The following is a 25,015-nucleotide window of genomic DNA, read 5'->3' on the forward strand; positions in this document are numbered from 1 at the left end:
TTTTTTGATTCAGACTTCGCTAAACGCGAAGATCAGAATGCGTGGCGGATGCCGACACCGAAGCGCGAATCAACGCCAACACCAGCGGCAACAGCAGCAGCGTTGTCGTTGCGGAAGCCCGCGTACACGATGGTGCGCTTGGACAGGGAGTAGTTGCCCATCAGGGTAAAGCCGCTGCGCGAAGCGCCGACATCGGGCTCCGAGCGTGCATAGCCAACGGACACGACCAGAGCCGGGCCCACTGGCACTTCAGCACCGATGGAGACGTCGTCGGTGTCGCCACCGGCAGCAGCAACGTTGCTGTTGCCATATGCCAGCAACAGCTTGGCCACGCCGAAGTCATACGAGCCATTCAAGATGGTGTACTTGCCCTTGCCAGCCAGATCGCTGTCATCCTGGTAACCCAGACCAACGTACAGCGGGCCGCCTTCGTACTTGAGGTGCACCGAGGTGGAGTCTTGCTTGAGCGTGTTGACGGAGGAGCTCACGGCGCCACTGAAGCCACCAAACGAAGGCGAAGCGTAGTACACATTGCTGCCAGGATTCGACGCGTAGCCCATGCTGCCGAAGATGTCCTGGGAGTCGAACTTGCCCGAATCGAAGCCGAGGGCTGCGTTGGCGGCGATGTCGTCGTAAGCGGAGTAAACGTTACCCATCTTGAAGGTACCGAAGCCACCAGCCAAGCCAACGTAGGCTTGACGGCCGAAACCACTGGCTGCGCCGCTGGTCAGGTCAATGCCCTGCTCCAGTTGGAAAATGGCCGACAGACCGCCGCCCAGATCTTCCGTGCCCTTGAAACCCAGACGGCTGCTGTTCAGGCCACCGCTGCGCATGTCGGCCGACTGGCCCTTGTCTTTGAAGATGCCGGCGTCAGCGATACCGTACAGGGTCACGCTGGACTGGGCCATTGCGGCGCCGGAAGCGGCCAAAACAGCCAAAGCAATCAGAGTCTTTTTCATGGGAAGTTTCCTTGAGTAGGTTTTGGCTTTTCTTGAAAAACCAAAAGGTTGAAAAATCGACAAAAGTGATCCTATCCCCGCGCACATGACCAACAAGGGTAATCCCTGAAAATCGGTGGGACAGCGATCGAATTTGTCTTTTTTTTGAAACACTCCGACCCAGAATGACTCCTAAATAGCTACACACGAATCCGACAAGCCTGCCGTTGCAGCCTTTGAAGCTCGAAAAAAAACCCACCGCTTGCGCAGTGGGTTTTTTGCTGAAGGCGAAGACCGGCACAAAGCCGGCCAGCGATCAGAACGTGTGGCGAATGCCGATGTCGTAGCCAGTCTTGTTGGTGGTACGAGCCGTATCGCGACCCAGCGACGTGTAGATCAGGGTGCGCTTGCTCAATGCGTAGTCAACACCCAGGCCCAGCTTTTTCGTCAGCTTGACGTTCGTAGTGTCGTTTTCGCTCACGCCGTAGCCAGCCTTGATGGTGAAGGCGCCCATAGGCGCAACAGCCATGATGTTGAAAGCATTGCGATCAACACCAGCCGGGGCGGCGGTATCGATGGTGGAAACACCCGCACCCAACCGCACGACGCCGAAGTCATAAATGGCGTGAATGAAAGTGACATCGTCGTCACTGCGGTTTTGCTCATGGCCAATGCCCACAACCAAGGGGCCAGCAGCGTAAGAAGCGTACAAGCTCATGAAGTTCTTGGCCTGTTCGGCAGCAGGGGTGGCCTGCTGCTTGAAGCCAACACTGGCTGCAGCCGAGAAACCACCAAACTTGGGCGAGTTGTAGTGAATCGCATCGGTACGGCCCAGACCGGCGCCATCCGTGTTGTTTGCCGGATCGGTTGCGTAGCCAGCGGCCAACACAGCAGTGGAACCTTGCTGCAGGGTGCCCCATGGGTCGGTCGCATTGATGGGGCCCTGGAGGGCGGTCAGAGCGCGACCAAGTTTCACGGAGCCAAAGCCACCCGACAAGCCGACAGTGGACTCACCCTGGAAGGTGGGCCGACCATTGGCTGAACCGTCATTGGCACCGGATTCCAAGCTCAGGCGCTGCGCCAGAATGAAGTTGGCTTTCAGGCCACCACCGAGGTCTTCGGTGCCGCGAAAGCGGATCTGGGTCGAGCCGTTGGCGGCGTCAAGGCGGGTGGAGTTGTTGTCAGCAGCTGGGCGAACAACGCCAAGGTCCACCTGGCCGTCAATCGTGACGGAAGATTGTGCAAAAGCTGCACCGGTTGCAGCGACTGCAGCCAGAGCGATCAGGGTCTTTTTCATGGAAGGGTTCTCCAGGGGTTGAATAAGGACTGGTGGTCTGTGCCGCCGAGCCGACCTCCATCAGGAAGCTGAATGGATTGCATCAGAAAGTAATGGAGGGCGCCATTGGTGAAGGCCTCATTTCTGCCCTATGGCGGTGCTTCTGTTGCACCACCGCGACGCACTTGGTAGTAACCCGTAGGGATTTGTTCACGGACACTTCGTCCAGCAACTCGGAATGTCCTCACGGCGATCTTTCGAGCTTGAGCTTCGACAAGTCCGTATCCGACAGATCGTGGCAGCATCTCTTCTTCGCTATTGATCACAATCCATCCATGACCACAGCCACAGACGCCTTGATCAATGCCGCTGATTCCGCTTTGCGGACCTTGTTCGTGAGCCCCAGGGCCTCACGAGACTGTCCGACGCTGCCCGAGCGAGCCACCGACCACGAGCTCAGCGAGGCCGACAAGCACCTTTCTGGTGCCTTGATGCGCGTGAACCATGTGGGCGAGGTGTGCGCGCAAGCGCTGTACACGGCGCAAGCCCTCACGGCACGCTGGCCGAGGCGTTCAGGCCAGCCGAATACCGCCCTGGCGGTACAGCTGGAAGCTGCATGCAAGGAAGAAACCGATCACTTGGCCTGGACCCAGACACGGCTGGACGAGCTGGGAGCGCGTGCTTCGCTGCTGAACCCGCTGTGGTACGCGGGGGCCTTCGGGCTCGGTCTGATGGCGGGGCGCCTGGGGCCAGCGGTGAGCCTGGGTTTCGTGGTGGAGACCGAGCGGCAAGTGGAGGCACATCTGGCCGAGCACATGGAGCGTCTGCCAGCAGGCGACCACGCTTCGCGCGCCATCGTGGCGCAAATGAAGCAGGACGAAGCCCGGCATGCGCGCGAAGCCCGGGACGCGGGGGCGGTGGAGTTGCCGGCGCCGGTGAAGGGGCTGATGAAGCTGGCGGCCAAAGTCATGACGACGGTGGCGCACCGAATCTGAAGCGGTGGGGCTCAGGCTTCCAGAACCTCGAAGCTGGTGGTGATGGCTGCCGTCTTGCCCAGCATGATGCTGGCTGAGCAGTATTTGTCGTGGCTCATGGCGATGGCGCGCTCCACCGCGACGGGCGGGATGGCTTTGCCACTCACGGTGAAGTGCATGTGGATCTTGGTGAAGACTTTCGGATCGGTTTCGGCGCGTTCGGTCTCGAGCTTGACGCTGCAGCCGCGCACATCGTGGCGACCGCGCTTGAGGATGAGCACCACATCGTAGGCCGTGCAACCGCCGGTGCCGGCCAGCACGGTTTCCATGGGGCGCGGCGCCATGTTGGCGCCGCCGTTTTCAGGCTTGGCGGCGTCGGGAGCACCGTCCATGGTGATCACGTGCCCACTGCCGGTTTCTGCCACGAACCCCATGTGGGAACGGGTGCCGGCCGCGCCGGTCCAGGTGACGGTGCATTCCATGGAAGATGTCCAGTCGTGAAATAGTCAACAGAGTTGGGGGCAGCGCCCTAGAAAGCGCCAAAAAACGACGGCACATGTTGCGTCGCAACATGGCTTCGATATACTCGCGGCATTGTATGTAAGGTTGTCTCCTCTACCCTCCCTGGGTGGATTCAAGCCCGGACCGGTTCTGCCAGTCCGGGCTTTTTTTCGCCATCGATATGATGCGGTTGGAGAAAATTCATGACCGCCCGCGCAGCCAAGCCTCAAAAACCGCCTCAACCGACACCGTCGCCCGTCACCACCATGGGGCCGGCCGACTACCTGAAAAAGATCCTGACCGCTCGCGTGTATGACGTGGCGGTGGAGTCTGCGCTGGAGCCGGCACGCAACCTGAGCGAGCGGCTGCACAACACGGTGCTTCTCAAGCGCGAAGACCAGCAACCGGTCTTCAGTTTCAAGCTGCGCGGCGCCTACAACAAGATGGCGCACCTCACGCCCGAGCAACTCAAGAACGGCGTGATCTGCGCTTCGGCCGGCAATCATGCCCAGGGCGTGGCGCTGAGCGGGCGCAAGCTGGGCACACGGGCGGTGATCGTCATGCCGACCACCACGCCGCAGGTCAAGATCGATGCGGTGCGCGGCTTTGGTGGCGAGGTCGTGTTGCATGGTGAGAGCTACACGGACGCCTACAACCACGCGGTCGAGCTTCAAAAGAAGCAGGGACTCACTTTTGTGCATCCTTTCGACGATCCGGACGTGATCGCCGGGCAAGGCACGATCGCCATGGAAATCCTGCGCCAGTTGCAGAGCCTGGGCTCCGACCACCTGGATGCGGTGTTCGTGGCCATCGGCGGTGGCGGCCTCATTTCGGGCGTGGCCAACTACATCAAGGCGCTGCGCCCGGAGATCAAGGTGATCGGCGTGCAGATGAACGACTCGGACGCGATGATCCGTTCGGTGCGCGAGGGTGAGCGCACCACGCTGGCCGACGTGGGGCTGTTTTCGGACGGCACGGCGGTCAAGCTGGTGGGCGAAGAGACTTTCCGCATCGCCCGCGGCCTGGTGGACGAATTCATCACCGTGGACACGGATGCCGTGTGCGCTGCCATCAAAGACGTGTTCGTGGACACGCGCAGCATCGTGGAGCCGGCCGGAGCGTTGTCGGTAGCGGCCGTCAAACAATATGTGGCCACCCACAAGACACGCGGCCAGACCTACGCTGCCATCCTGTGTGGCGCCAACATGAACTTCGACCGCCTGCGTTTCGTGGCTGAGCGCGCCGAGGTGGGTGAGGAACGCGAAGCACTGTTTGCGGTGACGATTCCCGAGGAACGCGGCAGCTTCCGGCGTTTCTGCGAGCTCATTGGCGATTTGCCAGGCGGCGTGCGCAACGTGACCGAGTTCAACTACCGCATCCACGACGGCAGCGAGGCCCATGTGTTCGTGGGGCTGACCACCCAGGGCAAGGGCGAGTCGGCCAAGATCGCGAAAAACCTGATCAAGCACGGTTTCCTGACGCTGGACCTGACCCACGACGATCTGGCCAAGGAACACATCCGGCACATGGTGGGCGGGCATTCGCCCTTGGCGCATGACGAGCGGTTGTTGCGCTTCGTGTTTCCAGAGCGTCCGGGTGCACTGCTCAAGTTCCTGAGCCTGATGCGACCTGGCTGGAACATCAGCCTGTTTCATTACCGCAACCAGGGCGCCGACTACGGGCGCATCCTGGTGGGCCTGCAGGTGCCGGCCAAGGACCACAAGGCCTTCGACAAGTTTCTGGAAACCCTCGGATACCCCTGCGTGGAAGAGACCAACAATCCGGTCTACCGCCTGTTCCTGCGGAGTTGAAAGGGACGGAGCGCACCATGGCACAAGATCCCATCTTCGCACCCATCTTCAAACGTTCGGCGGCGCTGCCCGAGACGCTGCGGCTGCCGATGGTGGCGGGCACTGCAGACACCATGCTGGAGTTCGCACTGCGCCAGCGCCTGACACCTCAAGGCTTGCCGGAGCACGCACTGGGTCGCATGGAGTCCTTGGTTCTGCAGCTGGCGCGCGCGCAAAACGGCATGTCCATCGAGTTCGATCTGCTGGCCTTCGACTCGCCGCAGCTGGTGGTGTTTGCCGCCGACCACGGCATCGCCGACGAAGGCATGTCGTCGATGGGTGCGTCCATGACGGAACAGATGGTCATGCAGCTGTTGCGCGGTCAGGCGCCCGTGAACGCGCTCGCCGCGCTGCACGGTTTTGATCTCACTGTGGTTGACGCCGGCATGGCCAAGCCGATCTCGCCGCCCAACGACACCAAGCTGCGCGGCTCCCTGCTGCTGCGCAAGATCGCCTACGGCACGCGCAATGTGTTGCTCGGGCCGGCCATGTCCACCGCGCAGGCGGTGTCAGCGGTGCATGCCGGCATGGACGTGGTGCGCCACCTGCCGGGCAACGTGATCGCACTGGGCGATGTGGGCGTGGCCAATGCGGTGAGCGCGGCCTTGCTGCTGTCGCGTTTGTGTGGCGTGCCGCTGGTGGACGCATTCAGCCGCGACGATACCGAGGCCGGCAACCTGGACGACACACTGCATGTGCAGCGGGTGGAGAAGCTCTCTGCGGCGGCCGCACGGCACCGCAACGCCATTGGCCCGTTTGAAGCCTTGGCGGCGCTCGGTGGATTCGAGATCGCCATGATGACTGGCGCCATGCTGCAGGCCGCGAGCGAGCGCCGCGTGGTGCTCGTGGACGGTTACGTGGCCGGGGCCGCGGCCCTGGTGGCGCGTGGCCTGTGTCCGGATGTGGTGGACTACCTGGTGTTCACCCACCGCGCAGCCGATGCCGGGCACCGCCTGTTGCTCATCCACATGCAGACACAACCGCTGCTCGACATGGGTTTGCGTATCGGTCAGGGCACGGGTGCCTTGATGGCGTGGCCCATGCTGCTGGCCGCGCAGAGTCTGCTGGAGCGGTAGGTCATACGCCGCGCGGCGGCGTGATGACCCTTGAAATCAGAAGGGAGCGAGGTTGGTCTCGGGCATGGTCAATTCGACGGTGACCGGCCCGTTGATCGACGCGCCCAACCGCGCACCCCGGCGCGACACGGCTTGCAGGACCAGTCCGCCTTCCAGCGAGGCCCCCACCCGGTAGGGCCTGGGTGGCTGGCCATTCACGGCGATGAGGGCCGCGCCATCCGGTGCGTTGGCGGCCACCACCCCCAACAGGCTGTATTCGGTACCCTTGGCGACGGGCGTGCCAGGCAACTGTGCTGCCTCGGGCAATGCTCCCAGCACACGCGCCACGGCGGCCGAGTCCACCGGGGGGGTCGACGACGCTGCAACACTGAGCGGCGTGACCGGTGAACGCCCTGCGGCGAGCAAGATCCAATAGCCAGCACTGAGGCCAGCGGCCAACCACAACAGACCCGCCACCCACGCCGGCGCGCGCCGGCTGGCGCTTTGAAGCGCTGCCGGGCTTTCCATCGGAAATCCGGAATGACCGAACGTGGGGTGCTTGTTCATACGACCGGATTATGATCTTTTGGCCCCTGCCGATGAGGCGGGGCAACAAGCCTGCAGATCCACTTTTGCGGCCATGCACAGATGCCAGTTACCTGGAGTTCGATTTGACAAGCCACAGCCAACACATGTCTCTAGGCGGCTCGCGCCTTCAACCTCGCGCGCGCGCGCTCCAGCGTGGCTTCACCCTGATCGAACTCATGGTGGTGCTGGTCATCATTGGCGTGCTGGCCGCGCTGATCGTGCCCAACGTGCTCGACCGCGCCGACGATGCGCGGGTCACCGCCGCCAAGACCGATGTGAACAACCTGATGCAGGCGCTCAAGCTCTACCGCCTGGACAACCAGCGCTATCCCACAGGCGAACAAGGCCTCAACGCGCTGGTGGTCAAGCCGACCGCCAGCCCGGTGCCGCCCAACTGGCGCCCGTACCTCGACAAACTGCCTGCCGACCCCTGGAGTCGTCCGTATCAGTACCTCAACCCGGGTCTCAAGGGCGAGGTGGACGTGCTCTCGCTGGGTGCCGACGGTCAACCCGGCGGTGAGAACCGCGACGCCGATGTCGGCAGCTGGCAGTGAAGGTGGTGCCCCCACGCTCCGCCGCTGCGCGGGTCGCTGCCCCCCAAGGGGGCTGTTTCGCCTTGGGGCGGCCCAGCGGCGAAACCTTGCCCCCACGCTCCGCCGCTGCGCGGGTCGCTGCCCCCCAAGGGGGCTGTTTCGCCTTGGGGCGGCCCGGCGGCGAAACCTTGCCCCCACGCTCCGCCGGGCTGTTTCGCCTTGGGGCGGCCCGGCGGCGAAACCTTGCCCCCACGCTCCGCCGCTTCGTCCGCGGTCTGAGGCCACCTCATGCAGCGCAACCGCGGCTTCACCCTGATCGAACTCATGGTGGTGGTGGCGCTGGTGGCGCTGGCCACCGCCGGCGTGACGCTTTCCTTGCGCGACGACGGCTCGACGCGGCTGGAACGGGAGGCGTTGCGCCTGTCGGCGCTCATCGAGTCGGCCCGCGCGCAATCGCGCACCAGGGGTCTGCCGGTGGTGTGGCGCAGCCTGCCGCAGGGCTTCGAGTTCGTCGGACTGCCTCCCCCGCGCAACGGCGCAGCCGCCAACCCCGACAGCCTCGACAAGCCGCGCAGCTGGCTCAGCCCTGACACCCGGTCGCAGGTGATCCAGCCCCCGGGGGCGTTGACCTTGGTGCTCGGCCCCGAGCCCCTCATTGCCGCGCAGCGCGTGATGCTGCTACAAGGTGATCGGCGCTTGACCCTGGCCACCGACGGCCTCTCGCCCTTTGCCGTCGTGCCCGAGACGCCATGACGGCACAGCGGGGATTCACACTGATCGAAGTGCTGGTGGCGCTCGCCGTGATCGCTATCACCCTGGCCGCCGGACTGCAGGCCACCGGCGCACTCACACGGGCAGCAACCCGGCAGAGCGACCAGTGGCTGGCCCAGATCTGCGCTGAAAACGAACTCACCCGGCTGCGCCTGTTGCGCCAGTTGCCGGGCACGGGCGACAGCGAGGTGCCGTGCTTGCAAGCTGGTCGGGACATGCTGGTCCGGGTGGCGGTGCTGCCCACGCCCAACCCCAACTTCAGGCGCATCGATGCTGTCGTGCAGGGTGATGTGGACGGCAACACCGTGAGATTGCTGTCCCTCTCGACCATCCTGGGGCGCTACTGACATGGACTGCCCCCACGCTCCGCCGCTGCGCGGGTCGCTGCCCCCCAAGGGGGCTGTTTCGCCTTGGGGCGGCCCGGCGGCGAAACCTTGCCCCCACGCTCCGCCGCTGCCCCCCAAGGGGGCTGTTTCGCCTTGGGGCGGCCCGGCGGCGAAACCTTGCCCCCACGCTCCGCCGCTGCGCGGGTCGCTGCCCCCCRRGGGGGCTGTTTCGCCTTGGGGCGGCCCGGCGGCGAAACGCTGCCCCCACGGCTTCACCCTCATCGAACTGCTGGTCGCGATAGCGGTCATGGCCATGCTGGCGCTGCTGAGCTGGCGCTCCATCGACGGCATGACCCGCACGCAGACCCTCACGCAGGAGCGCTCCGACGGTCTGCTGCGGCTGCAATCGGCGGTGGGCCAATGGGTCGCCGATCTGGACGCGGTGTTCGACACGGGTGAGGTCACGCCGGTGGATTTCAACGGGCAGACACTGCGCATCACCCGACGCGACAGCGCCGAAACAGGCCTGGACAGCCGGGGTGTGCGGGTGGTGGCCTGGGCTCTGCAGCCCACGGCAGCGGGCAGGCAATGGTCGCGTTGGCAATCGGGGCCGCTGCTGCAGCGCGATGAGCTGGCGCGGGCCTGGCAGCGGGCAGCCGACTGGGGGCGCGGCGCCGCATCGTCCAGGCCCTCGGCTGCCGTCACTGCCGTTGACGCGGGGGCTGACAGCTCCCTGCCCCTGATCGCCATTGACCAATGGCAGGTCTTCTACCACCGAGGCGAAACCTGGGGCAATCCGCTCTCGTCAGTGGGCACCGAGACTGCAGGCGGCGGCAGCATGCCCAACGGCGTGCGGCTGCAGCTCACGATCGCCACCGGCCAGGCTCTGAGCGGCGAGCTACTGCGCGACTGGGTTCGCCCCACCCTGGAAGCGGGCCGATGAGGTTGCCCCCACGCTCCGCCGCTTCGCGGGTCGCTGCCCCCCGAGGGGGCTGTTTCGCCTTGGGGCGGCCCGGCGGCGAAACCATGCCCCCACGCTCCGCCGCTTCGCGGGTCGCTGCCCCCCGAGGGGGCTGGCCTTGCTTGGGGCGGCCCGGCGCGGCGGCCGTTCCCTTGCGCAGTAGACAACGCGGCGCGGCGCTGCTGCTGGCCATGCTCACCGTCACGCTGGTGGCCACACTGGCTTCGGCGGCGCTCTTGCAGCAGTGGCGTTCCACCGAGATCGAGCAGGCCGAGCGCCAGCGTGTGCAGGCCGGCTGGATCCTGACCGGCGCACTCGACTGGGCCCGGCTGATCCTGCGCGAAGACGCGCGCGGCAACCAGAGCAGCGGCAACGCCGACCACCTGGGTGAACCCTGGGCGTTGCCGCTGGAGGAAGCGCGCCTCTCCAGTTTTCTGGCCGCCGACAAGGCCAACAACGCCGACAACGACACCCTGCAGGCCTTTCTCTCCGGCGAAATCCTCGACATGCAGTCGCGTCTGAACTTCAACAACCTCGTGCGTACCACGGGGGGTGGCGCCACGGCCAAAGTGGAGACATCCGAAGCCGATCTGCTCGCGTTCACGCGGCTCTTCGAGCAACTTGGCTTGCCACTGAGTGAGCTCGTCAACGCCACCGAGGAGCTGCGCAACACCACACAGCTCGCGCTCACCGACCCCCTGCCCTCGCGGACCGCGCTGGTGCCACACAAGCTCTCGCAATTGGGCTGGCTGGGCATCAGCCGCGCCAGCCTGGCCGCGCTGGAGCCGCATGTCACCGTGTTGCCCGAGCGCACCTCCCTCAACCTCAACACCGCCAGCGCCCTGGCCATTTTTGCCAGCGTGCCCGGGCTGGATCTGGCCCAGGCCCGCGAGGTGGTGACCGCGCGCGAGCGCAATCCGTTCAAGGCCCTGGGCGACGTGCTCACGGCCGCGCCGGCCACCGCAGGCAACCTCACCGACCAGGCCCATGGCACCCGCAGCCGCTACTTCGAGGTGCGGGGGCGCCTGCGGCTGGAGAACGCGGTGATCGAAGAGCGGTCGCTGGTCGTGCGCAACAACCTGGATGTGCGTGTGCGCTGGCGCGAGCGTTTTGCCCGCCCGTGATGCCCGCAGCCAACAACCGGCCTCGCGCCGCCTTCCGCTGTGTGCGCACTTGTCGCACAGGCTCTCTAGAATGGTCCGCTCTGTGGCCTTGCGCCACGCCAGTCGAGTCATTGTGCTGATCGTCACCCCGTCGGACTTTTCTGTTGCCACACCAGCGCCCGCGTCGGCCCTGTTCGACTGGGCCGAGTCGGCCAATGGCCAGCAGATCAAGGACTCCGGCCAATGCGGCGCATCGCTGCTCCCCCGCGACGATGACGTGGTTCTGGTCCTGCCGCCTCGCGCGCTGTCCTGGCACCGGGTCGCGCTGCCCAAGGTGGCCTCCAACCGCTTGCGAGCCGCGCTCGAGGGCATGCTGGAAGACCGCCTGCTCACCGAGGTGACCGAACTGCATTTCGCGCTGGAGCCGGGCGGCAAGTCGGGCCAGACGGTGTGGGTGGCGGCCTGCAACAAGGTCTGGCTGCGCAGCTGGCTGCAGGTCCTGGAAGGCGCGGGCCGACCCGTCACCCGCATCGTGCCCGCGATGTGGCCTTTGACCCAGGCCGGAGCACCGCTGGCCCAGCCCGGCGCTTCACGCAGCTTCGAACTCGACGTGCCCGCCCCCATTCACTGGGCACACAACGAAGGCGAGCAGGCTTGGCTGGGCAGTGCCAGTCTGCTGGGCGTGAGCTGCACACCGCTGCTCGAAACCAGCAGCAGCCTGGGCGGCAGCACCAGTTCTGCCGCCGTCAAGGCCTTGATGCCCTCCCCACCCAACCTCCCGGGGGAGCCCGGGGAGCACGATATCTGGCTGGCAGACCCCGGCGTGGCCGCCGTCGCCGAGCGGGTGCTGAACCAACGCTTCGAGCTCGTGGCATTGCCACAGTGGCTGCTGCGCTGCGCCCAGTCCGACTGGAACCTGGCGCAGTTCGACCTCAGCCTGTCCGCCGGCGCGCGGCGCGGCCAGCGCTGGCGGCGCAGCCTTCAGCGCTGGCTCAGCGCACCCGAATGGCGCCCCGCCCGCTGGGGTGTGGCCGCACTGGTGGCGGTCCAGTTGGTGGGACTCAACACCGCCGCCTGGCATGAGCGCAGCATGCTCGCCGCGAAACAGCAAGCCGTGCGCCAGGCGCTGCAGCAGACCTTTCCGCAGGTCACGCTGGTGCTCGACGCCCCGGTGCAGATGCAGCGCGAGCTGGCGCGTCTGCAGCAAGCCAGCGGGACCTTGTCGTCGGGCGACCTGGAAACGCTGCTGGGCGCGATCGACCAGGCCTCCGGCGGCCAGAGCTTCCTGCCGGCCACGATCACCTACGCACCGGGCGACGGGCGCTTTTCAGGTTGGCGCGCCACCGAAGACCAGTTGCGCGCACTGCAGCAGGCGCTGGAACGCGGCGGCTGGCGCGTGCGCCTGGACGGCGAAGAGATGTCCATCAAACCTCCGGCACCCTGAACCCCATGGCCACCCGCAACCGCACCCCTTTTCCCGCGCCGCCTCTGGCCCGCTTCGCAGCGCCGCTGTCGGCCGCGCTGGACCGCCTGTCCCCCCGCGAGCGCAAGGCCGTGCTGATCGCCGGCTGGGTCGTGGGGCTGGGTCTGGTGTGGTGGCTGGCGGTGGCACCCGCCCTCGCCACACTGCGCGAAGCCCCCGAGCGACACATCCGGCTGGATGTCCAGCTGAGCCAGATGCAGGGCATGGCGGCCACCGCCAACGCGCTGCGCTCGGAACGCGATGCCCAGCCGCCGGGACGCGACGCGGTGCTGCGCGCGCTCGAAGCAGCCACCGCCCCGCTGGGCACCACGGTCCAGCTCTCGGTGCTGGGCGACCGCGCCACCGCCACCCTGCGTGGCACAGCGCCTGCAGCGCTGGCGCAATGGCTGGCACAGGTGCGCATCAACGCCCGGCTGCTCCCGCTGGAGACGCGGCTCACACGCGACGCCGCCACCGGCGGATGGACCGGCACCGTGGTGCTCACCGGGCCAGGTTTGGCCGGTGGCCCATGAACGCACGCTGGCCCACCCGTCTTGCCTGGCTGGGCGCACTTCTCGGGCTCGTCACGGCCCTGCTGCTGTTCGCGCCAGCGCGCTGGCTGGCGGACTCCATCACCTCGGCCACGGATGGGCGGCTCCAGCTGGTCAATGCGCGTGGCTCGGTGTGGCGCGGCCAGGCCGATGTGCTGCTCACCGGCGGCCAAGGCAGCCAGACACAGACATCGCTGCCCCAAGGCGTGCAATGGCGTTTGTCACCCACGCTGTGGGCCGGCGTGCCCGCCATGGCACTGCAGCTTGGCGCGCCGTGCTGCACGCCACAGCCCATGGCATTCACGCTCAGGCCCCGCTTCGGCGGCGCGGAAATCCACCTGGCCGCTTTCAGCAGTCGCTGGCCCGCCAACGTGCTCATCGGTCTGGGCACACCGTGGAACACCCTGCGCGTGGAAGGCCTGCTGAGCCTGCAGACCGCGGGGCTGACGCTGCGCTGGCACGGCAGCGGGAGCAGCCTGCAAGGCGCCCTGGCGCTGGAGGCGCAAGACATCGCCTCGCGCCTGTCAACGCTGCGCCCGCTGGGCAGCTACCGCATGGACCTGCGCACCGGCGCCGATGGCAACAACACTTCTCTGTCGCTGCACACCCTCAGCGGGCGCCTGCAACTGCAGGGCCAGGGCCAGTGGGTGGGTGGGCGCTTGCGCTTTCAGGGGGTGGCCGAGGCCGCACCCGACAGCGAGGCCGCCCTGGCCAACCTGCTCAACATCATCGGGCGCCGGCAGGGTCTGCGCTCACTGCTCAACATTGGCTGACATCTCCGATGTTTCAGCACCCCACTTACCCTTACGATCGCGCCATGAAACCGAGCTCCACCGCTGCCGCACCGGCCAAGACCCTGACGGCCATGGCCCTGGCCACGCTGCTGGCGCTCGGGCTCTCCACCGTGTCGCCCGCGCAGGCACAAAACCGCAACGGTGAGCCGGTCACGCTGAACTTTGTGGCGGCGGAGATCGAGTCGGTGGCGCGCACCATGGCCACCATCACGGGCCGCAACGTGGTGGTCGATCCACGCGTCAAGGGCACCATCACCCTGGCCACGGAGCGCCCGGTGTCACCCACCGCCGCGCTCAACCAGTTCGCCGCCGTGCTGCGCCTGCAGGGCTTCTCGATCGTGGACACCGGGGGGCTTTACAAGATCGTGCCCGAGGCCGACGCCAAGCTGCAGGGCAATGTGGTGAACGCAGGCTCGGTGAACGCGTTGCCCACCTCCAACCAGGTCGTCACACAGATCTTCCGCCTCAACCACGAGTCGGCCAACAACCTCGTGCCGGTGCTGCGCCCCTTGATCGGGCCCAACAACACCATCAACGTCAACCCCGGCAACAACTCGCTGGTGATCACCGACTACGCCGACAACCTGCAACGCATCGGCCGCATCATCACGGCGCTGGACGTCTCGGGCGCGACCGACGTGGAGGTGATTCCACTGCAGCACGCGGTGGCGGCCGATCTGGCGGCCCTGGTGACGCGCCTGATCGACCCGGCCGTGGCCGCTGGCGGCGCCGGGCAGCCCGATGCCTCGTACAAGACCACGCTGATCGCCGAGCCGCGCAGCAACAGCCTGGTGCTGCGCGCGGCCAACCCCGCCCGGCTGGCGTTGGTGCGCTCTCTGGTGGCCCGACTCGACCAGCCTTCGTCGGCCAATGTCAGCGGCAACATCCACGTGGTCTACCTCAAGAACGCGGATGCGGTGGCGCTGGCCTCCACCTTGAGGGCGGCCCTGGCGGGCGAGTCCGCGGCAGCGGGCGGCAACGGCAGCAGCGCCCGCGCGTTCACCACCGTGGCCAGCTCAGGTTCCGCCAACCCGGCCAACAGCCCGGCCAGCACCCCGGTGGCTGCCAGCGCGCAGCCGTCCACCGGCGGCCAGATCCAGGCCGACCCGGCGACCAATTCGCTCATCATCACCGCGCCGGAACCGCAATACCGCCAACTGCGCGCGGTGATCGACCAACTCGACTCGCGCCGCGCACAGGTCTATGTGGAGAGCCTGATCGCCGAGGTCAATGCCGACAAGGCGGCCGAGTTCGGCATTCAATGGCAAGGTGCGCTAGGCAAATCGGGCGACTCGCTCATCGGCCTGCTGGGCACCAACTTCGGCACCGGCGGGCAGAACATCATCGACCTGGCCAGCGGCAACGCCACACCCACACCGGGCCTGAACGCGGGCGTGGCCCGGCGCACCAATGGTGTCTACGTGCTGGGCTTCCTCGCGCGCTTCCTGCAGCAGAACGGCGAGGGCAACATCCTCTCGACCCCCAACCTGCTCACGCTGGACAACGAAGAAGCCAAGATCGTGATTGGCCAGAACGTGCCCTTCGTCACCGGCCAGTTCACCAACACCGGCAGCAACAACGGCTCGGTCAACCCTTTCCAGACCATCGAGCGCAAGGACGTCGGCCTGACCTTGCGCGTGAAGCCGCAGATCAGCGAGAACGGCACCATCAAGCTGACCATCTTCCAGGAGGTCAGCAGCGTGCAGGCCTCGTCGATCAACTCGGCCTCGGGCCTGATCACCAACAAACGCTCCATCGAGTCCACCGTGCTGGTGGACGACGGCGCCATCGTGGTGCTGGGTGGTTTGCTGCAGGACGAATTTGCCGCCAACCAGGACAAGGTGCCCGGCCTGGGCGATGTACCGGTGTTCGGCAACCTGTTCAGAAGCGAAAGCCGCTCGCGCCGCAAAACCAACCTGATGGTCTTCCTGCGGCCCGTGGTGGTGCGCGATGCGCGCGAGACCAGCACCCTGGCGCTGGACCGCTACGAACTCATGCGCTCGGTGCAGCAGGACTCGCAGCCCAAACCCAGCGGCGTGCTGGGCATCAACGAGGCGCCGGTCATGCCGGCACCACTCTCACCCGCCAGCATGACACTCACGCCGCAGGCGCCCTCGCTGGCCAACCCCCAGTCGTCGCCCCCGCTGAACCCACCCGCGGCGCCGGCGGCACCCACACCCGCACCGCAGCAGTGAGGCCCGGGCCGTGAAGTACCCGCTGCCCTACGCCTTCGCGCGCGAACACCTCTGGTTGATCGAGGACGACGGCGCCTCGCAAACCTTGCTGGGCAGCAGCACACCCGCCGTGGATGCCCCCGCGCAGACCCGCCGTCTCTCGGCCCTGTCGGAAATCCTGCGCTGCCACCCGGTGCAGGACCTGCAATGGGAGGACGGCGACAGCCTCAAACAGCGCATCAGCGTGGCCTATTCGCAAGGTGAGTCGAGTGCGGCGGCCGTGGTGAGCGAGGTGCAAAGTGACGCCGACCTGAGCCGCATGATGCAGGAGCTGCCGGCCATCGAAGACCTGCTGGAGACGGCCGACGATGCGCCCATCATCCGCATGCTCAATGCCCTGCTTACGCAGGCCGCGCGAGACGGCGCGAGCGACATTCACATTGAGCCTTTCGAGCGCACGTCCAGCGTGCGCTTTCGCGTGGACGGCACACTGCGCGAGGTGGTGCAGCCCAACCGCGCGCTGCACGCCGCGCTGATCTCGCGCCTGAAGATCATGGCCGAGCTCGACATCTCCGAGAAGCGCCTGCCGCAAGATGGCCGCATCTCGCTGCGCATCGGCACCCGTGCGGTGGACGTGCGCGTGTCCACCCTGCCCAGCGCCCACGGCGAGCGTGCCGTGCTGCGCCTGCTCGACAAGAGCGAGAGCAAGCTCAGCCTGGAATCGGTGGGCATGCAGGGCGATGTGCTCGCGCGTTTTCGCAAACTCATCGGCCAACCGCACGGCATCATCCTCGTGACCGGGCCCACCGGCTCGGGCAAAACCACCACGCTCTACGCGGGCCTGCAAAGGCTGGACGCCGGCACGCAGAACATCATGACGGTGGAAGACCCGATCGAATACGAGCTGCCGGGCGTGGGCCAGACGCAGGTGAATGCCCGCATCGACCTCACGTTTGCCAAGGCCTTGCGCGCCATCCTGCGGCAAGACCCCGACGTGATCATGATCGGCGAGATCCGCGATTTCGAGACCGCGCAGATCGCGATTCAGGCCTCGCTCACCGGCCACCTGGTGCTGGCCACGCTGCACACCAACGACGCGCCCAGCGCCGTGACCCGCCTGACCGACATGGGCGTGGAGCCCTTCCTGCTCAGCTCGTCATTGCTGGGCGTGCTGGCGCAGCGGCTGGTGCGCAAGCTGTGCGTGCACTGCCGCCGCCAGGACGACCACGGCCTGTGGCACCCCGTGGGCTGCGAGCACTGCAACCACAGCGGCTACAAGGGCCGCACCGGCATCTACGAGCTGATGGTGGCCAACGAACAGGTCCGCGCGCTGATCCACAACCGGGCGGCCGAGAGCCAGATCCTTGCCGCGGCCGAGGCCGGTGGGTTGCAGTCGATGCGTGCCGACGGGCAGCGGTTGATCGACGCGGGGATCACGTCGCTCGAAGAAGTCATGTCCGTCACCCGAGACTGAAGGCTGTGCCCGCCTACACCTTTGAAGCCCTCGACGCCCAGGGCGCCACACAAAAGGGCCTGATCGATGCCGACACCGCCCGCTCGGCGCGCAGCATGTTGCGCGCACGCGCGCTGGTGCCGCTGCAGGTGGAGCCCGCCACCGGCGGTGGCACGCAGGTCAAGAGCAGCGGGCTCAACGTCACGCTGTGGGGCGGACGCGTGTTCAGCGCCACCTCGCTCGCGGTGTGGACCCGGCAGATCGCCGGGCTGGTGGCCGCGGGTCTGCCGCTGGAGCGGGCGCTCTCGGCCCTGACCGAAGAGGCCGAGGACAACCAGCAGCGCAACCTCATGGCCTCGTTGCGCTCCGAGGTCAATGCCGGTTCGCCCTTTGCGCAGGCGCTGGCGCAGCACCCACGCGAGTTCACGTCCATCTACACCTCGGTGATCGCCGCGGGCGAACAGAGCGGGCAACTGGGCACGGTGCTGGAGCGCCTGGCCGACGACCTCGAAGAACGCGAAGCGCTCAAGAACAAGCTGGTCGCCGCGTCGCTCTACCCCGCCATCGTCACGCTCGTGGCGATCGTGATCGTGGTGTTCCTCGTGTCGTACGTGGTGCCGCAGGTGGCCAGCGTGTTTGCCGGCAGCAAGCGCGCCCTGCCCGTGCTCACGGTGATGATGCTGGGCCTGAGCAGCTTCGTGCGCAGCTACGGCTGGCTGATGCTGGCCGCGCTGGTGGCGGGCAGCGGCGCGCTGGTGATGGCGCGGCGCAACGCGCCGCTGCGCCTGCGCATGGACGCCGCCTGGCTGCGCCTGCCCCTGGTGGGGCGCCTGGCGCGTGGCTTCAACGCGGCGCGCTTCGCGGCCACACTGGCCATGCTCGCCGGCGCGGGCGTGCCCATCCTTCGGGCGCTGCAGACCGCCGCCGAAACCCTGAACAACCAGGCCATGCGCGCCGATGCGCTGGACGCGCTGGTGCTGGTGCGCGAAGGCGCACCGCTGGCCTCCGCGCTGGCCAGCAAGAAGCGTTTTCCGCCGCTGGTGTCGATGTTTGCCCGACTGGGTGAGCAGACCGGCCAGCTGCCCGCCATGCTGGACCGCGCGGCCGAACAACTGAGCGCCGAGGTGCAACGTCGCGCCATGCACCTGGCCACCATACTGGAGCCGCTGCTCATCGTGGGCATGGGTGTGGTGGTCATGCTGATCGTGCTGGCGGTGCTCATGCCCATCATCCAATTGAATCAACTGGTGTCCTGAACATGGGTGTATCTCTCGACGGCAAACTCGTCGTTGCCATTTCTTCCCGTGCCCTGTTCGATTTTGAAGAAGAGAACCGGCTGTTTGAAACCGGTGACGACCGCGCCTACATGAAGCTGCAGCTTGACCGCCTGGACACGCCCGCGCAGCCCGGCGTGGCGTTTTCGCTGGTGCACAAGCTGCTCGCCTTCAACGACGCGCATGCGCAGCGGGTGGAGGTGGTGATCCTCTCGCGCAACGACCCGGTCTCGGGCATGCGGGTGTTCCGCTCCGCGCAGCACTACGGCCTGCCCATCCAGCGCGGCAGCTTCACGCGCGGTCAGCCGCCCTGGCGCTACCTGCGCCCGCTGCGCGCCAACCTGTTCCTCTCGACCCACCTGGCCGACGTGCGCGCCGCGCTGGACGCCGGCGTGCCCGCCGCGCAGGTGTACCCGCATTCGGTGCATGCCAGCGACGCGCACCCGCACGAAGTGCGCATCGCCTTCGACGGCGACGCCGTGCTGTTCTCCGACGAAGCCGAACGGGTCTACCAGAGCGAGGGGCTGTCGGCCTTTCAGGCGCACGAGGCCACCCACGCTGGCTCGCCGCTGGCCGGCGGCCCGTTCAAACCCCTGCTCGAAGCCCTGCACCGCCTGCAGAGCGAGGGCACGCCGCTCATGCGTGTGCGCACGGCCCTGGTCACCGCGCGCAGCGCCCCGGCGCACGAGCGCGCGATCCGCACGCTGATGAACTGGAACATCGAGGTCGACGAAGCCATGTTCCTCGGCGGCCTGCCCAAGGGCGAATTCCTGCGCGAGTTCGAGCCCGACTTCTTCTTCGACGACCAGACCGGTCACATCGAATCGGCATCCCGCCATGTGCCCTCGGGCCACGTGGCCAGCGGCATTTCGAATCCCTGAGACAGGTGAAACCATGACGTTCAGCGAAAAATTTCAGAGCTTCCGGGTGTTCGCCCGCAAGGTGGGCCGGCTCACCATGCCCTACTTCCAGTCCGAAGAAAAGTGGAAGGCGCGGGCGCTGCTCGCGGCCATCGTGGCGCTCAATCTCGGCTCGGTCTACATGCTGGTGCTGCTCAACGAGTGGAACCGCGTGTTCTACGACGCCCTGCAGAACAAGGACGCTGTGGTGTTCTGGCGCGAGCTCGGCCGTTTCACCTATCTTGCCTTCGGCTTCATCATCATCGCGGTCTACCGCTTCTACCTCACGCAACTGCTCGAGATGCGCTGGCGCGCCTGGATGACCGGCCACTACCTGGACCGCTGGCTCTCCCACAAGGCCTTCTACCACCTCGAACTTGCGCGTTTTGCCAAAGGTGAAGACGCCCCGCCCGACAACCCGGACCAGCGCATCGCCGAGGACATGAACCTGTTCACCAGCTTCACGGTGAGCCTGACCATGGGCCTGCTCAACGCGGTGGTCACGCTGGTGAGCTTCGTCGGCATTTTGTGGGCGCTCTCAGGCAGTTTTGCCTTCTCGTTCAACGGCAGCGAATACACCATCCCCGGTTTCATGGTGTGGATGGCGGTGCTCTACTGCGCGCTCGGCAGCGTGATCACGCACTACCTGGGCCGCTCGCAGATCGCGCTCAATTTCAAGCAACAGCGCTATGAAGCCGATTTCCGCCACCATCTGGTGCGCGTGCGCGAATACAGCGAATCCATCGCGCTGGACAAAGGCGAACCCGTGGAGCGCCAGCAACTCGGTCTGCGTTTCACCGACGTGTTGTCCAACTATTTCAAGCTCATCAACGCACAGAAGCGCCTGACCTGGTTCACCGTGGGTTTCGGCCAGGCCGCCGTGGTGTTCCCCTTCATCGTGGCCGCTCCGCGTTTCTTCAGCGGCGCCATCCAGCTCGGCGAGCTGATCCAGATCTCGTCGGCCTTCGGCCGCGTGCAGGACTCGCTCTCGTGGTTTGTCGAGAACTACAGCAGCCTGGCGGCCTGGCGCGCCACCACCGACCGCATCACCAGCTTTGAAGAAAGCTTCCAGGCACTGGAAGCCGCCGAGCACCTGGCCGCCCCTGTGCCCAACACCGAAGACGCGCTGGCCCTCGACAACATGCGGCTCTCGCTGCCCGGTGGCGTGGCGCTGCTGGCGGTGAAGGGCATGAAGGTGTCACCGGGCGACACCGTGCTGGTCAAGGGCCCGTCGGGCAGCGGCAAATCGACCCTGTTCCGCGGCCTCGCGGGCATCTGGCCCTGGGCACAGCGCAGCCTGCGCACACCGGCCGGTTTTGCCGACAAGGTGATGTTCTTGCCGCAGCGACCCTACTTCCCACTGGGCTCGCTGCGCGACGCCCTGGCCTACCCCGAACCCGCCGACCACTACAGCGACGCCGACCTGCAACACGCCCTGATGGATGCCCTGCTGCCCGACCTGAGCACGCGCCTGGACGAGCAAGATGCCTGGGGCCAGAAGTTGTCGGGCGGCGAACAGCAGCGCCTGGCCATCGCCCGCGCCCTGCTGAAAAAGCCGCGCTGGCTGTTCGTGGACGAAGCCACGAGCGCGCTGGACGAAGCGGCCGAAGCCAAGCTGTACGCGCGGCTGCAGGCCTTGGTGAAAGAGAGCAATGGCGCGCTGGTGTCCATCGCCCACCGGCCGGGTGTGGCCGCGTTTCACCGGACGCAGTGGACGTTCACGCCCGATGCGACGGGGGATGCGCGCTACAAACTCGTGCCGTCGGCTGTGTGAACGCCAGGCAAAAAGGCTTCGACAGGCTCAGCCCGAACGGTACACCTCAGCGTTCCCGGAGAGCCTCGCTCCCGTGCTGGATGAGAGGCGCGAGGAAATACTCGATCACCCGGCGCTGCCCGGTCTTCACCTCCACCGTCACCGCCATGCCCGGGGAAAGACTGACCTCCGTTCCGTCCACCATCAGCGTGGTTTTGGGCATGCGAACGCGGCTTGAATAGATCAGCCCACGCTTCTCGTCGTTGATCGCATCGTGCGAAACCGAGGCCACTTCGGCATCGAGCGTGCCGTACTTGGTGTACTGGAAAGTCTCTATCTTCACCGCGGCCTCTTGCCCCGCCCTCACAAAGCCGATGTCCTTGTTTTCGAAGAACGCTTCCACCTCCAGCGGGTTGTCGCTGGGCACGATCACCATGAGCGGCTGTGCCTCGGTGACCACGCCGCCTTCGGTGTGCACCGCGAGCTGCTGCACGGTGCCGTCCACGGGTGAGGTCAGGCGCATGAGTTTGCCGCGCGAGTCGGCCTTCTTCCACTCCTGATCCAGCGCGTCCAGGCGTTGCTGGGCTTCGGTGGTGCTGTCCAGCGTGGCGCGGCGGGTCTCGGCCATCAAGGCCTGGCGTTGCCCTTGCACCTCGCGCAGCGCGGCCTCTGTTTCGCGCAACCGGCTGCGCTGGTTGGCCAGGTCCGCCTCTTGTTCGATGCGCACCTGCTCGCGCTCCAGGTAGCCGTGGCGCGAGACGAAGTTCTGGTCCACCAGGTTCTTGAAATCTTCTGCGCGCTGTTGGGCAATGGGCAGCGTCTGCTCCAGCTTGCGCACCAGCGTCTGGGTGGAGCGAAGTTCGGCCTCGCGCCGTGCGGTGTCGGCGGTAATGCGGCTCAGTCTCGCTGTGTATTCGGCGTATTGCCCAGCCAGCAAACGCTGAGCCTCCAGGTAGCGCGCGTCGTCCACACCGGTGGGTCGGGCGAGTCGAGGCTCTTGCCCCGATTGCAGGGATTCGAGCAGTGCCCGGCCGCGCGCCACCTGCAGCAGCGCCACGGCCTGCTCGCCCACCACGCGCTCGGTGTCGGCCTGCGTGGTGGTGGCGTCCAGCTCGATGAGCAAATCACCCGCCTTCACACGCTGGCCATCGGTCACGTGAATCGCCTTTACCGACGCGGTGTCGAAAGACTGGATGGTCTTGGTGCGGTCGTTGGGCACGATCTTGCCCTGCGCCGTGGCCACCACGTCGATGTGGCCAAAGATGGCCCACAGCAGCGCGATCAGCATGAAAGCGATGAGCAGCCACATGGCCACGCGGGGTGCGGGGGACACGGGCGTCTCTTGCAACGAGAGGGCCGCGGGAAGGAACTGCGCCTCGTGGGGCAGGCGTGGCGTGGGCTCCATCTCGCTCCGGCGCTGCCACGCGTGTTGAAACGCGGCGCCGTAGCGATTCAGCAGATCGCCCAGGGCTTGTAGTCGAATGGTCATGCTCATGGCTTCACCCCTGTTGCAGCCGGTGCAGCGCCGCGTAAGCGCCCGATGGGTTTTGCAGCAGTTCGGCATGCGAACCCATCTCCACGATCTGCCCGCGCTCCATCACCACAATGCGGTGGGCGTCACGCACGGCGCTCAGCCGGTGCGCCACGATGATCACGGTGCGCCCCTTGGCGATCGCCTTCATGTTGTCCTGGATGATGCGTTCGCTCTCGTAGTCCAGCGCGCTGGTGGCTTCGTCCAGGATCAGGATGCGCGGGTTTGAAATGAGCGCGCGCGCAATGGCAATGCGCTGGCGCTGACCGCCCGAGAGCGTGGAACCGTGCTCCCCCACCAGCGTGTCGTAGCCCTCGGGCAGTTCGGTGATGAAGTCGTGCGCGCCGGCCAGGCGCGCGGCGGTCACCACCGCATTCAGCGGGGCACCGGGGTCGGCCAGGGCAATGTTGTCGCGGATGCTGCGGGCGAAGAGCACGTTCTCTTGCAGCACCACACCCACCTGCCGACGCAGCGAACTGGCATCGGCCAGCGCGAGGTCCATGCCGTCCACCATCACACGCCCGCGCTCGGGCACGTAAAGCCGCTGGATCAGCTTGGTCAGCGTGCTCTTGCCCGAGCCAGACCGGCCCACCACGCCAATGACTTCGCCCGGCGCGATGTCGATGGAGAGGTTCTTCAAAGCCTCTGGCCCATCGGGCCGGTAGCGAAACACCACATCGTCCAGCGTGATGCGGCCCACCAGCGGCGGCAGCGCGCTCTTGGCGCCGGCCACCTCGGTGCGGCTGTTCAAGATGTCGCCCAGGCGCTGCACCGAGATGCCGGTCTGCTGGAAGTCCGTCCACAGTTGAGCCAGACGCATCACCGGCTGCGCCACTTGGCCGGCGAGCATGTTGAAAGCGATCAACTGGCCCACGCTGAGCTTGCCTTCGATGACCAGCCGGGCGCCGAAGTACAGCGTGGCCACCGTCACCAGCTTGGAGATGAGCGTGACGCCGCCGTTGGCCATGGTGCCGATGGTGGCGGTGCGAAAGCTCGACGACACGTAGGCCGCCAGCTGGTTGTCCCAGCGGCGCGTCCACTGCGGCTCCACCGCCATGCTTTTCACGGTGTCGATGCCGCTGATGGTCTCCACCAGAAAAGCCTGGTTTTCCGCGCCTCGGTTGAATTTATCGTTCAGCCGCGCGCGCAAAACAGGCGTGTACACCGCCGTGAGGAGGGCATAACACGGCAGCGAGATCACCACGATCAGCGTGAGCCAGCCGCTGTAGTACGCCATGACGGCGATGAACACCACCGAGAACAGCAAGTCGAGCACCACGGTGAGCGCGTTGCCGGTGAGGAATGAGCGCACGTTCTCCAGCTCACGCACCCGCGCCACCGAGTCGCCCACGCGCCGCGCCTGAAAGTACGCCAGCGGCAAGCCGAGCAGGTGGCGGAACAGCCGGGCGCCGAGCTCCACGTCAATGCGGCTGGTGGTGTGGGCAAACACGAAGCTGCGCAGGGCCGTGAGCGTCACTTCAAACACCACCACCACGGCAAAGCCGAGGGCAATCACATCCAGCGTGGTGTAACCACGGTGGACCAATACCTTGTCCATCACCACCTGGAAGAACAATGGCGTGATGAGCGCGAAGAGCTGCAGCACGAAGCTGACGGCCAGCACCTCCAGCAACAGCTTGCGGTACTTCACGATGGCAGGGATGAACCAGGTGAAGTCGAAGCGGGCCATGTCCCCTGCCAGCGAGGCACGCGAGGTGAACAGGATCAGCTCGCCCGTCCAGCGCGCCTGCAGTTCGACCAAAGAAATCGACTCCGGTCGACCGGCCTTGGGCGACTGGATCAGGGCTTTGTCTGCCTCGACCCTGGCGAGGATGAAGAACTCCACACGGCCTTGATCGTCGCGGCCAATGGCCATGGCGGGGAGCGGCGTCTTGTCCAGCCGAGCCACACCAACGCCCACCTGCTTGGCCTGCAGCCCCAGCTTTTTGGCGGCGAGCAAGATGTCCTGCACCTGAAACGGCTGGCCAATGTTGGTGAACTCATGGGCCAGCTGGTCCGCGTCCACCGCCACACCGTGCAAGCGGGCCAGCAATACCAGGCAGGCCAGGCCGGTGTCCAGCGGTTGTGGTTCGGCCGGCCTCTCGGCTGTGGGTTCGCTCGCGCCGAGGCGCACTGCGCCCGGCCCTCCCAGGGTCATTTCAGTCATATCTTTGTGTTGCCGGAGTAACGGTTGTGCGAAACACCGTTCGCCCTGAGCCTGTCGAAGGGCTCAAGGCGAAAGTGGCGC

General features: G+C 66.2%; 22 protein-coding genes. 16 read left to right on the forward strand and 6 right to left on the reverse strand.

The features are described from left to right. Positions 1-32: 32 nt before the first annotated feature. Positions 33-959 (reverse strand): porin, encoded by a 927-nt coding sequence (locus ASE11_RS06670; protein WP_056268370.1) that lies wholly within the window; start codon positions 957-959, stop codon positions 33-35. Positions 960-1,254: 295 nt separating this feature from the next. Continuing rightward, positions 1,255-2,235 (reverse strand): porin, encoded by a 981-nt coding sequence (locus ASE11_RS06675; protein WP_056268373.1) that lies wholly within the window; start codon positions 2,233-2,235, stop codon positions 1,255-1,257. 314 nt (positions 2,236-2,549) lie between these two features. Between ASE11_RS06675 and coq7 the strand changes: the two genes are divergently transcribed. Continuing rightward, entirely contained in the window at positions 2,550-3,209 is a 660-nt protein-coding gene (gene coq7, locus ASE11_RS06680) for a 2-polyprenyl-3-methyl-6-methoxy-1,4-benzoquinone monooxygenase (protein WP_056268375.1), read from the forward strand. A gap of 11 nt (positions 3,210-3,220) precedes the next feature. Here the strand turns inward: coq7 and ASE11_RS06685 are convergent, their stop codons facing one another. Further along, positions 3,221-3,670: an OsmC family protein gene (locus ASE11_RS06685; protein WP_056268379.1), complete on the reverse strand. Its 450-nt coding sequence runs from the start codon at positions 3,668-3,670 to the stop codon at positions 3,221-3,223. A gap of 285 nt (positions 3,671-3,955) precedes the next feature. On the opposite strand from ASE11_RS06685, the gene ilvA reads away from it, so the two are divergent. Both ilvA and ASE11_RS06695 read left to right on the forward strand, forming a co-directional pair. Beyond that, positions 3,956-5,500: a threonine ammonia-lyase, biosynthetic gene (gene ilvA, locus ASE11_RS06690; RefSeq protein WP_056268772.1), complete on the forward strand. Its 1,545-nt coding sequence runs from the start codon at positions 3,956-3,958 to the stop codon at positions 5,498-5,500. A 17-nt stretch (positions 5,501-5,517) separates the two neighbouring features. Next, positions 5,518-6,615, forward strand: coding sequence for a nicotinate-nucleotide--dimethylbenzimidazole phosphoribosyltransferase (locus ASE11_RS06695; protein ID WP_056268381.1), 1,098 nt, complete (start codon positions 5,518-5,520; stop codon positions 6,613-6,615). 36 nt (positions 6,616-6,651) lie between these two features. Here the strand turns inward: ASE11_RS06695 and ASE11_RS06700 are convergent, their stop codons facing one another. Continuing rightward, positions 6,652-7,161 carry a type II secretion system protein N gene (locus ASE11_RS06700; protein WP_235501214.1) on the reverse strand — a complete coding sequence of 170 codons (510 nt, stop codon included), beginning with the start codon at positions 7,159-7,161 and terminating at the stop codon, positions 6,652-6,654. A gap of 125 nt (positions 7,162-7,286) precedes the next feature. Between ASE11_RS06700 and gspG the strand changes: the two genes are divergently transcribed. The 13 genes from gspG (at position 7,287) to ASE11_RS06765 (ending at position 21,257) form a co-directional block, all read left to right on the forward strand. Continuing rightward, positions 7,287-7,736 carry a type II secretion system major pseudopilin GspG gene (gene gspG, locus ASE11_RS06705; protein WP_056268384.1) on the forward strand — a complete coding sequence of 150 codons (450 nt, stop codon included), beginning with the start codon at positions 7,287-7,289 and terminating at the stop codon, positions 7,734-7,736. Positions 7,737-8,003: 267 nt separating this feature from the next. Further along, positions 8,004-8,468, forward strand: coding sequence for a prepilin-type N-terminal cleavage/methylation domain-containing protein (locus ASE11_RS06710; RefSeq protein ID WP_056268387.1), 465 nt, complete (start codon positions 8,004-8,006; stop codon positions 8,466-8,468). After that, complete coding sequence (gene gspI / locus ASE11_RS06715; RefSeq protein ID WP_056268390.1) at positions 8,465-8,833, forward strand: type II secretion system minor pseudopilin GspI; 369 nt, start codon at positions 8,465-8,467, stop codon at positions 8,831-8,833. Before ASE11_RS06710 ends, gspI begins: the two co-directional genes overlap by 4 nt. A 187-nt stretch (positions 8,834-9,020) precedes the next feature. Continuing rightward, a complete protein-coding gene (locus ASE11_RS06720; RefSeq protein WP_268766277.1) occupies positions 9,021-9,755 on the forward strand; it encodes a type II secretion system protein J in 735 nt (244 codons plus the stop codon). Between the two features lie 170 nt (positions 9,756-9,925). Then, complete coding sequence (gene gspK, locus ASE11_RS06725; RefSeq protein WP_235501215.1) at positions 9,926-10,897, forward strand: type II secretion system minor pseudopilin GspK; 972 nt, start codon at positions 9,926-9,928, stop codon at positions 10,895-10,897. Positions 10,898-10,967: 70 nt separating this feature from the next. Next, entirely contained in the window at positions 10,968-12,320 is a 1,353-nt protein-coding gene (gspL, locus tag ASE11_RS06730; protein ID WP_056268399.1) for a type II secretion system protein GspL, read from the forward strand. Positions 12,321-12,325: 5 nt separating this feature from the next. Beyond that, positions 12,326-12,871 carry a type II secretion system protein GspM gene (gspM, locus tag ASE11_RS06735; protein WP_082585577.1) on the forward strand — a complete coding sequence of 182 codons (546 nt, stop codon included), beginning with the start codon at positions 12,326-12,328 and terminating at the stop codon, positions 12,869-12,871. Next, the gene (locus ASE11_RS06740; RefSeq protein ID WP_056268401.1) at positions 12,868-13,662 is read left to right on the forward strand and encodes a type II secretion system protein N; all 795 of its coding nucleotides are present in this window, start codon (positions 12,868-12,870) and stop codon (positions 13,660-13,662) included. Before gspM ends, ASE11_RS06740 begins: the two co-directional genes overlap by 4 nt. Positions 13,663-13,706: 44 nt before the next feature. Next, complete coding sequence (gene gspD / locus ASE11_RS06745; RefSeq protein WP_082585591.1) at positions 13,707-15,878, forward strand: type II secretion system secretin GspD; 2,172 nt, start codon at positions 13,707-13,709, stop codon at positions 15,876-15,878. Positions 15,879-15,888: 10 nt separating this feature from the next. Then, positions 15,889-17,331 (forward strand): type II secretion system ATPase GspE, encoded by a 1,443-nt coding sequence (gene gspE / locus ASE11_RS06750; protein WP_056268403.1) that lies wholly within the window; start codon positions 15,889-15,891, stop codon positions 17,329-17,331. A 5-nt stretch (positions 17,332-17,336) separates the two neighbouring features. After that, a complete protein-coding gene (gspF, locus tag ASE11_RS06755) occupies positions 17,337-18,566 on the forward strand; it encodes a type II secretion system inner membrane protein GspF (RefSeq protein ID WP_056268406.1) in 1,230 nt (409 codons plus the stop codon). A gap of 2 nt (positions 18,567-18,568) precedes the next feature. Then, positions 18,569-19,465 carry a 5'-nucleotidase gene (locus ASE11_RS06760; RefSeq protein ID WP_056268409.1) on the forward strand — a complete coding sequence of 299 codons (897 nt, stop codon included), beginning with the start codon at positions 18,569-18,571 and terminating at the stop codon, positions 19,463-19,465. A gap of 13 nt (positions 19,466-19,478) precedes the next feature. Further along, a complete protein-coding gene (locus ASE11_RS06765; protein ID WP_056268412.1) occupies positions 19,479-21,257 on the forward strand; it encodes an ABC transporter ATP-binding protein/permease in 1,779 nt (592 codons plus the stop codon). Between the two features lie 46 nt (positions 21,258-21,303). On the opposite strand, the gene ASE11_RS06770 is transcribed toward ASE11_RS06765, so the two are convergent. Further along, a complete protein-coding gene (locus tag ASE11_RS06770; protein ID WP_056268417.1) occupies positions 21,304-22,731 on the reverse strand; it encodes an HlyD family type I secretion periplasmic adaptor subunit in 1,428 nt (475 codons plus the stop codon). A 4-nt stretch (positions 22,732-22,735) separates the two neighbouring features. Then, positions 22,736-24,925, reverse strand: a complete 2,190-nt coding sequence (locus ASE11_RS06775) for a type I secretion system permease/ATPase (RefSeq protein WP_414842433.1) — start codon at positions 24,923-24,925, stop codon at positions 22,736-22,738. Positions 24,926-25,015: the final 90 nt, after the last annotated feature.

Origin of the sequence: Hydrogenophaga sp. Root209 (genome assembly GCF_001428625.1) — a bacterium.
In the GTDB taxonomy this organism is placed as follows: Bacteria; Pseudomonadota; Gammaproteobacteria; order Burkholderiales; family Burkholderiaceae_C; genus Hydrogenophaga.

What these genes read in the sequence shown, in the direction of transcription:
- ilvA (WP_056268772.1), top strand. Translation starts at nt 3,956, where the DNA reads ATGGGGCCGGCCGACTACCTGAAAAAGATCCTGACCGCTCGCGTGTAT.
- ASE11_RS06670 (WP_056268370.1), bottom strand. Translation starts at nt 959, where the DNA reads ATGAAAAAGACTCTGATTGCTTTGGCTGTTTTGGCCGCTTCCGGCGCC.
- ASE11_RS06710 (WP_056268387.1), top strand. Translation starts at nt 8,004, where the DNA reads ATGCAGCGCAACCGCGGCTTCACCCTGATCGAACTCATGGTGGTGGTG.
- ASE11_RS06760 (WP_056268409.1), top strand. Translation starts at nt 18,569, where the DNA reads ATGGGTGTATCTCTCGACGGCAAACTCGTCGTTGCCATTTCTTCCCGT.
- gspL (WP_056268399.1), top strand. Translation starts at nt 10,968, where the DNA reads ATGGTCCGCTCTGTGGCCTTGCGCCACGCCAGTCGAGTCATTGTGCTG.
- ASE11_RS06775 (WP_414842433.1), bottom strand. Translation starts at nt 24,925, where the DNA reads ATGACCCTGGGAGGGCCGGGCGCAGTGCGCCTCGGCGCGAGCGAACCC.
- gspM (WP_082585577.1), top strand. Translation starts at nt 12,326, where the DNA reads ATGGCCACCCGCAACCGCACCCCTTTTCCCGCGCCGCCTCTGGCCCGC.
- gspG (WP_056268384.1), top strand. Translation starts at nt 7,287, where the DNA reads ATGTCTCTAGGCGGCTCGCGCCTTCAACCTCGCGCGCGCGCGCTCCAG.
- coq7 (WP_056268375.1), top strand. Translation starts at nt 2,550, where the DNA reads ATGACCACAGCCACAGACGCCTTGATCAATGCCGCTGATTCCGCTTTG.
- ASE11_RS06740 (WP_056268401.1), top strand. Translation starts at nt 12,868, where the DNA reads ATGAACGCACGCTGGCCCACCCGTCTTGCCTGGCTGGGCGCACTTCTC.
- gspI (WP_056268390.1), top strand. Translation starts at nt 8,465, where the DNA reads ATGACGGCACAGCGGGGATTCACACTGATCGAAGTGCTGGTGGCGCTC.
- ASE11_RS06770 (WP_056268417.1), bottom strand. Translation starts at nt 22,731, where the DNA reads ATGAGCATGACCATTCGACTACAAGCCCTGGGCGATCTGCTGAATCGC.
- ASE11_RS06765 (WP_056268412.1), top strand. Translation starts at nt 19,479, where the DNA reads ATGACGTTCAGCGAAAAATTTCAGAGCTTCCGGGTGTTCGCCCGCAAG.
- ASE11_RS06675 (WP_056268373.1), bottom strand. Translation starts at nt 2,235, where the DNA reads ATGAAAAAGACCCTGATCGCTCTGGCTGCAGTCGCTGCAACCGGTGCA.
- ASE11_RS06685 (WP_056268379.1), bottom strand. Translation starts at nt 3,670, where the DNA reads ATGGAATGCACCGTCACCTGGACCGGCGCGGCCGGCACCCGTTCCCAC.
- ASE11_RS06695 (WP_056268381.1), top strand. Translation starts at nt 5,518, where the DNA reads ATGGCACAAGATCCCATCTTCGCACCCATCTTCAAACGTTCGGCGGCG.
- gspD (WP_082585591.1), top strand. Translation starts at nt 13,707, where the DNA reads ATGAAACCGAGCTCCACCGCTGCCGCACCGGCCAAGACCCTGACGGCC.
- ASE11_RS06700 (WP_235501214.1), bottom strand. Translation starts at nt 7,161, where the DNA reads ATGAACAAGCACCCCACGTTCGGTCATTCCGGATTTCCGATGGAAAGC.